The organism is Treponema sp., assembly GCF_052169735.1.
In the GTDB taxonomy this organism is placed as follows: Bacteria; Spirochaetota; Spirochaetia; order Treponematales; family Treponemataceae; genus Treponema.
The window spans coordinates 1-6,256 of record NZ_JBQNBW010000092.1 but is presented as its reverse complement, the minus strand read 5'-3'; the positions used below and the strand labels follow the sequence as shown (position 1 = coordinate 6,256).

At 45.4% G+C, this 6,256-nt stretch carries 4 protein-coding genes and 1 pseudogene; 4 read left to right on the top strand and 1 reads right to left on the bottom strand.

The window, feature by feature from the left end:
• Positions 1–98: pseudogene (locus tag ACTTJ8_RS11135) on the top strand (PD-(D/E)XK nuclease domain-containing protein); the annotation flags it as partial.
• A 201-nt stretch (positions 99–299) separates the two neighbouring features.
• Here ACTTJ8_RS11135 and lnt read toward each other — a convergent pair.
• The gene (gene lnt / locus ACTTJ8_RS11130; protein ID WP_442719703.1) at positions 300–2,054 is read right to left on the bottom strand and encodes an apolipoprotein N-acyltransferase; all 1,755 of its coding nucleotides are present in this window, start codon (positions 2,052–2,054) and stop codon (positions 300–302) included.
• A gap of 63 nt (positions 2,055–2,117) precedes the next feature.
• Here lnt and ACTTJ8_RS11125 point away from each other — a divergent pair, with 63 nt between their 5' ends.
• The 3 genes from ACTTJ8_RS11125 to ACTTJ8_RS11115 are packed head-to-tail and all read left to right on the top strand — an operon-like array spanning position 2,118 to position 6,074.
• Positions 2,118–3,272 carry a galactokinase gene (locus ACTTJ8_RS11125; RefSeq protein ID WP_442716050.1) on the top strand — a complete coding sequence of 385 codons (1,155 nt, stop codon included), beginning with the start codon at positions 2,118–2,120 and terminating at the stop codon, positions 3,270–3,272.
• Complete coding sequence (locus tag ACTTJ8_RS11120; protein WP_442716049.1) at positions 3,269–3,961, top strand: tetratricopeptide repeat protein; 693 nt, start codon at positions 3,269–3,271, stop codon at positions 3,959–3,961. The genes ACTTJ8_RS11125 and ACTTJ8_RS11120 overlap by 4 nt, the downstream gene beginning before the upstream one ends.
• A gap of 55 nt (positions 3,962–4,016) precedes the next feature.
• A complete protein-coding gene (locus ACTTJ8_RS11115; protein ID WP_442719704.1) occupies positions 4,017–6,074 on the top strand; it encodes a hypothetical protein in 2,058 nt (685 codons plus the stop codon).
• Positions 6,075–6,256 lie beyond the last annotated feature (182 nt).

Genomic DNA, 6,256 nt, shown 5'->3' with positions numbered 1-6,256 from the left:
AACGGTACAAAGCTGATAGCAAGAAAATTGTGCTGGTAGGAAGCTCTTTTGATGAGCAGACACGTACAATAAGGGACTGGAAAACCGAAGTGCTATAGCAATCAGCACCCCCGACGCGGCATGTGGGCATTAACCCTCCGCACAAATAGACCGCAAAGATCGTAGATGGAGAACTAACGGTAATATAACAGGCTTCCTCTTCTTCAGCATTGCCGCTGATGCAGCCGGGAAAAGTGTACAGGGGGCACTGCTCAGCAACGTCCCCCTCGGTTAACAGGAAGGCATCTCTAAAAAGCCAGTTAGAATCCTTTAGTAAACTGCTGTTTCCGGCGCTTTCGTATCCATATCTTTTTCAAGAGCTTTTTCTTCCGGCGCTGCTTGCAGGCAAGGGGTGTCAGCCATGCAAAAGAGGATTCGTCATCTAGTTCCGTTTTTGGTGAAAAAGCCGGGCTAAGCCGGTATGCGATACTGACACCGCAGGCAAGGAGCAAAAAGAGCGCCGGCAGCCAATCCTTCCATTGTGCATATACCGTTTGCCGGCGAGTATAAATCGGTATCTGAACAGGTATAGCTGCGGAAGTAAAAAGCGGCAGCGATGTAAGAATGAAGCCCCTAGGATCAACGACGCAGGTATAGCCGCCATTGGTTGCACGGACAAGCGGAGTCCGCAATTCAATAGCACGGAAATAGGCAACTGCAAAATGCTGATACTCGGCGCTTGCTGTTTTAGACCACGAATCATTGGTTAGATTTATCAGTATATCGCTGTTTTGATTATGTAAATCAGCACAGAGCGCGGGAAACGCATCTTCAAAGCAAATAGGAGCGGCAAACCTGATGGTGTTTCCATTTTGAGTATCGAGCGCCATCGTTTTATAGACCTTTCCCGGTTCCCAGCCCGAAGAAAATCCGACTAAAGAACTAAAAAAGCGCTGCACTAGCGGATGATCGAGGAATGGGATATACTCGGCAAAGCATATCAGCTGTATTTTCGAGTAGGTATCTGCAATACTGCCGTCAGGGTTGATCATATAGACCGCATTGGAATACTTATCTTGTTCTGCATCTACTAAAAGCGGGGAACCGGTCAATATCGGAATATTCATGCGCTGTAAAAAATCAGTAAATGGCTCCGATTCGGGCAAACTGTTATAATAGTCCCTGAACTGATCATATCCGTAGGCAAGGCTGCTTTCGTTCCATACGATCAGATCGGGTTTAACCGGAGAAGCCTCAATAGCCGCTTCCGTCATTGCTTGAGTCTTGCTGAGGTTGTTAAAAAAAAGATGTAAACCGGACACCCAGGGGTCAGTGTTTTGCTGTACCAGTACGAGTGAGAGATTTTGTTTTACTTCACGCCTTTCACACAGCCGGTAGAGTCCATACCCATTGACAAGCACCAGTAAGGCAGCAGTAAACACAGCCGGTGCGTAGAGCTGTTTTTTATCTATTCGCGCAGCAGCGGTGTATAGTTGTCTAGTATGTACCGCAAATTGTAGTCCTTTTAAACCGTATCTGGCAATGCACAGTTCAGTAAAGACCGCGGATGTCAACGCAACAAGAAAGGTAATACCCCATATCCCGGTAATATCAGCAATCTGAATAAACGGAAGAAGTGATAAGGTTGTCATAGCAAGGCTTCCCCACGGATAGGCAACAAACCCGCTCCCCTTAAACCACTCCCACAGTGTCCACAGTACAGCGAAGGCAAAGGGACGTACCCTGATTGGAAATTGCATGGCATAATAAAACCAAACACCGAAAAGAGAGCCTAAACAAAAATAAGCAATAGTTGAAGCGCCGAGGGTGAATATTGCAAAATTTTCAAAATATGCCAACCAGAAGCTGGATATCAGATGTATAAGCGCAATAACCGCACCGTACATCAACCCTGAACGTCTCCGTGAAGGGCTAAAGCAAAACGCAATATAAATCGGAATAAGCGCAGCAAAACCGAAATATCCCGAACCGAAATGCAGATACTCATTCGGTATTCCAAACGAAAGCATCACCGCTGTACAAACAGCTGCTAAAAAAGAAGAAATAATTGACATAATTTTACAGCAATTTAATCATTTTTCTTGAATTATTTCAATATAACGGCTATTATAGTAAGTATGCAGAAGATTCTACCTTTTCATGTAGATGAGTATGGCGATGAGCCGGAAGTTACGGTTGCGGTTCCCGGCCGTTTTCACTTATTAGGTGAACATACATGGTTTGCGCAAGGTAATACCCTTTCGATGGCTATTGATCACTATCTGTATCTATGTGTTTCTAAACGAAAAGACTCGAATTACCGCTTCCTTTCGCTTTCGCTCAAAGAACGGAAAAAAGTTGCTGCTGTTAATTTGCGGTACCGGAAAGAAGACCGCTGGGCAAATTCGATAAAAGCTGTTATTCTCTCATTTATGGATCAAGGGATCGATATCTCCGGTCTTAATTTTACCATTTTGTCCGAAATTCCTGGGGATGCAGGGCTTGGAACGCCGAATGCGCTCAAGGTTGCAACAGCCACAGCATTGCGCAGAATATTTGCCCCGCGGCTGACAAAAGCTGATTTAGTGGATATTCTCGAAAATGCCAATGTACAGCATCTCAAAACCTATCCCCACCGTGCAGATATTTTGTGTTCGCTGTATGCAAAAGCCGGTCATTGCATTAGAACCGATCACCGGCGGAAGACAGCTGATATATATCCCTTCCCTATCCACAATTATCAGATTATTCTGACTGATTCACGGGTGCCTCGGCAGCTTGCACGAGAAGAATTAAATCACCGTATTCAAGAGTGTATGGAAGCCTATGAGCGTGTCAAAAAAATGCCGGACATTCCGCAAGATGTCAGTAAACTTGCCGAAAGCGATCTAAGCGAACTGTCTATCCCGGAATCAGTGCGGCGGCGGGTATTGTATATTATAAGGGAATCCATTAGTGTTGATGATGCCATTGCAGCTCTTCAAAAAAACGATTGGGTTGTCTTTTCCCGTATTGTAACCCGCTCGCAGGAGAGTTTGCGCGACCGCTTTGAAATTTCTTGTCCCGAATTGGATTGGTTGGTCAAACGGGCTATGGAATTTATCCTTCCCGACACCAACGATATTGTATGTTCCCGGCTTACCGGACGCGGATTCGGCGGCTGTACCTACAGTATTTTGCGTGCAAACGATATTCAGTCGTACATAGAAAAATTAGGCGATTATGAACGGATTTTCGGTTTTAAACCGTTATATTACCGGGTAAAACCCGCAGGCGGAGTGCGTATACTATGAGTGAACAATCACAAGATACGGTTCTTACAGAGGGAATGAGTCTCTATCGGCGTAAACAATATGAGGATGCCCTGGCAGCATTCTTGAAAATTTCTTCGAAAGACCCTGAGATCAATTTTGATCTTGCCTATTATATAGGATTGTGCTACGCGAGTCTTTTGCAGTATGATGATGCCCTTGTGTACCTTGAGCAAATTATTACCGCCGGTACCGATATTGCGCGAGTCTATCAATGCAGGCTGATTCTAGCATTTATTTATACCAAAACCGGACGCCCCCGGTTAGCTGAATTTGAGCTTTCAAAACTGTTGGACGCAGGCTATGAATCACCGCAGGTACATACCTCTATGGCATATTTGGATTATGCACGGGGAAATACCGAAAAAGCAGCAGAGCTCTACGAAAAGGCGCTTCAGCTTGATCCGGAAAATGCGACAGCGCTTAATGGTCTTGGGTATATCCTTGCCGATAGCGAAAAAGATTTAACCCGTGCGCTTATTTTGTGCAAAAAGGCGCTTGATGCACAGCCTGATAATCCTGCATATTTGGATTCTCTGGCATGGACGTATTACAAGATGGGATTTGATACCGAAGCTCGATCGTATATCCAACGGGCAGATGAACAGCTGTCCGGGAACGAGATTATTGAAGAACATCTTCAAACCATCTTGACTAAAAGACGATCCTAAAGTACAAAAACATCTAAACGCAAAGGTTTTAGACCCTTTCAGAAGGACTAGCATGATGTTTATAAAGAAAATAGTACGGGCAGCAAGCATTTTGCTGCTTTTACTGTGTACCGGGACTTTATTACCGGCACAAACCAATACGCTGCAGCCCCGTTTGAGTTCTGCTGACCGGGATCACGGTTTTGAAGAGTTCCGGCGCGGGGTGCAGGCATATTACCGCGGAACATTTAATGAGGCTATTTTATTGTTTGAAAAAGCCTTAACACATATTCCCGGAGACCCCCTGATTTTTGATTGGCTTGGGCAGGCGTACTATCGTTCCGGTATTGAAGGAGCAGCGCTTGAGCAGTGGGAAGCTGCTGCTGCTTCGGGCTATGGCGGGCAGCTGCTCAAAAACAAAATCGAAGTGGTAAAGGAGCGGCGGAGTACCCAACCGGATTTTGCAGAATCCGTCCGTTATGTTGAAACCGCCGTATTTGAATCAAGCCAAGACAGTACGGTCTTTTTTAAGCAGCCTGTTTCCGTAGCAGCTCTCGGAGACGGCAGTTTTTGGGTTGCCGCCTACGGCTCAAATGAACTGGTGCATTTTGATATTAACGGAATTGTGCTTGAGCGGACGAGCGGACCCCTCCACGGCTTTGACCGTCCTTTTGACATTCTACCGCTTAAAAATGGAAATCTTCTTATTTCCGAATTTGCAGCCGACCGCCTTTCGCTTTTAACCAAAGACGGTAAGTTTATTAAATCCTTCGGAACACGGGGGCGCGGAATCGGGGAATGTATTGGGCCTCAGTTTTTAGCATACGATTCCTACGGGAATATCTTTGTTACCGATTTTGGGAATGCCCGTATTGCGGTTTTCTCCCCGGATGGTGAAGGACTTTTTACCTTTGGGCAGCGCAGCGGCATCTTTCCGGGCTTTACCGCCCCTGCCGGTATCGCTATTCTGGATGATTTAGTCTATGCAGCAGATGCGGTAAAAGGATGTATCTATGTGTTTGACACAGCCGGTAACTACATTAGAACCCTTCTGCCGGACGGCAGTGTTCCCCAAGCGGAATCCATGCGGATATGGAAGAACAATCTTTTGATCTCGTGCGCAAACAAGGTATACCTGGTTGATATAAGCTTAGCCAGCTTGTACACGGTTGCAAGCCTCGGTAATGCACCGGCAAGACTCACCGCAGCAGTGCCGGATTCCAACGGAAGTCTTTTATTGGTGGATTATAAAAACGGGAATATTCAGGTTTTTTCGCATATCAATGAACTTGCAGGGGGGCTTTTTGTCCGCTTTGACCGTGTTTATTCCGATAAGTTTCCAACCGTTACGGTGGAAGTACGGGTAGAAAACAGGATGGGGCAGCCTCTTGTCGGTTTAACGGCAAATAATTTTTTTCTTACCGAATCAAACCGGCAAGTCAACGACTTTACGCTGAAAGGTTCTGCCTATTTGAATACCGGCTGTGACATTGCCCTTGTGGTTGAACGTTCACCACAATCGGAAAAAGAATTTGAGCTGGTAAGAACGGTGGTAAAAGAACTTGCTGAAGCTATGCAGGGAAAAGGAAGCATTTCTATCATCTCCGCTTCTCAAATCCCGGTGCTGGAAGGTAAGTTTTCTCCGGAGACTCTTATATCGCAGCCGCTGAAAGTAAAAGCCTCATGGTCTTCTCTGTGGAACTGCGATCTTGCAGTGCGGCTTGCAGGAGGAGAACTGATCAATGCAGCACAAAAACGGGCGGTTGTATTCCTATCGTTTGAAGATATAAGCTCCGAAAGTTTTAAGCAGTATAGCTTAAATGATCTTGCATCGTATATGAACAACAACGGTATACGATTTTACGCAGTCAATCTTCAGCAACGGACATTACCGGCAGAATTAGCATATCTCTGTGTTAAAACAGGAGGGATGCACACCTATATCTATGCGGAAAAAGGCATTGCTCCGATCATTGACGACCTCATCGCAAAACCGGTCGGCTCTTATCAGCTCAGCTATGCCTCAAGTTTACCGACTGACTTCGGGCGTGCATATCTACCGGTTGAACTTGAGGTTCGGCTTTTAACCCGGTCGGGACGGGATGAAACAGGTTATTTTGCACCGCTGCAGTAACGCAATCAAGTATCTTAAAAACTAAGCAATTTTTTTAAGATATGAGACCTATTCGATAACTGCGTTTTCGAATAGGTCGACAAGTTCTAAATTGCACAAATAGTGCGATTTAGAACATCGCATTTCAAGGTAACCTGTTCAGAAACATAAGTTTCCGAACAGGTTTATTAAAAAGACTCTTA